This is a genomic window from Herpetosiphon giganteus (genome assembly GCF_016907925.1).
GTDB classification, from domain to species: domain Bacteria; phylum Chloroflexota; class Chloroflexia; order Chloroflexales; family Herpetosiphonaceae; genus Herpetosiphon; species Herpetosiphon giganteus.
Genome location: NZ_JAFBCZ010000080.1, coordinates 1 through 1,313, shown reverse-complemented (window position 1 = coordinate 1,313; position 1,313 = coordinate 1). Strand labels below are relative to the sequence as shown.

The window sequence follows — 1,313 nt, the reverse complement described above, 5'->3', positions numbered from 1 at the left end:
TTTCAGCCCTTTCGGGGGTAGGTTTTTAAGCATTAAGGAATGACGCATCAGCGAACCTGCGGTATGATCGGGGTGTCAAGAACCAATCAAGCACCGTGAGGTCGTGATGCGTCATCCAGGATTATCCGTATGGGAAGCGGTCGTGTCAAGTGCCTTTCCGCACTTAAGTCGGGCGTTTGCCCGGGGCTTAGCCTGGTGGAGTTTTGGCATTGCCCAGACCCGTGGCGGTGGGCGACGCACCATCGCCACCTGGTTTGCCCTCATGCTTGGCCAGCAGGTGAATACCATCGAACAACGCTTGTATGAATGGTGTATCGATGCTGCCCAGAAAGCCGGTGACCAGCGCCGCACCCTCGATGTCACGACCTGCTTTGCCCCACTTCTTGCGTGGGTCCTCCGCCTCTGGACGGGAACCCAGCTCGCGCTCACCCTCGATGCCACACCCCTGCGTGATCGCTTCACCTGTTTGACGGTCAGTGTGGTCTATCGCGGCAACGCCATTCCGGTGGCATGGGCAATCCTCCCTGCCACCCAGCAACAGGCGTGGAATCCCCACTGGCTCCGGCTGCTGACCCTGATCCAGCCCGCCATTCCTGCCGACTGGATGGTGTTGGTGCTCACCGATCGCGGCCTGTGGTCGTCCACGCTCTTTCGGGCGATTCAGGCCCACGGCTGGCATCCGTTCATGCGGGTCACGCGTCACCGCACCGTGCGTCCCCATGGGCAGGCGCGATCAGTCGCACCAACGACGCTTGTCACCCCGCAGCAACCGACATGGGGTGGTGCCGTGCAGGCATTTCAGGGGCGGTATCGGCTGGCGGCCACGCTACTGGTGTGGATGGATGGGCAGCATGCGGAGCCATGGTGTATCCTGAGCGATCTGCCGCCAACCGCCAGCGCTGCGGCGTGGTATGGACTACGGGCATGGTGCGAACAAGGCTTCAAATGCACCAAACGGGGCATGTGGCAGTGGCAGCAGACGCGGATGACCGACCCGCAACGGGCCGAACGGCTGTGGTTGGCGCTGGCCGTGGCGACGCTATGGCTGACCAGTGTGGGCAGTGCGGTCGAGGACGGCAGCGTGGCCACGGTGGTTCCGCTCCCCGACCTGCATGACCTCTGGGCGGCGGGCCGCCGCGTGATCCGCGTGCTGCGGCTGGGGTGGCTCTGGCTGCAAACCCAGTCCCTCCACGGGCGCTCTATCCCACTGCCCATGCGCCTCCATCCCGATCCATGGCCCACCATACCCACCAGCCGTCCGCCCATTCCTTAAAAACCTACCCCCGAAAGGGGTTTCATCCCCCTGCACCCCC

At 63.5% G+C, this 1,313-nt stretch carries 1 protein-coding gene; it reads left to right on the top strand.

Annotation, left to right across the window (positions count from 1 at the left end):
- Positions 1-262 precede the first annotated feature (262 nt).
- Positions 263-1,273: a transposase gene (locus JOD20_RS26275; RefSeq protein WP_204758136.1), complete on the top strand. Its 1,011-nt coding sequence runs from the start codon at positions 263-265 to the stop codon at positions 1,271-1,273.
- Positions 1,274-1,313: the final 40 nt, after the last annotated feature.

Bases quoted from the DNA above. Each gene is read 5' to 3' on its own strand.
- JOD20_RS26275 (WP_204758136.1), top strand. From the start codon at position 263: ATGCTTGGCCAGCAGGTGAATACCATCGAACAACGCTTGTATGAATGG.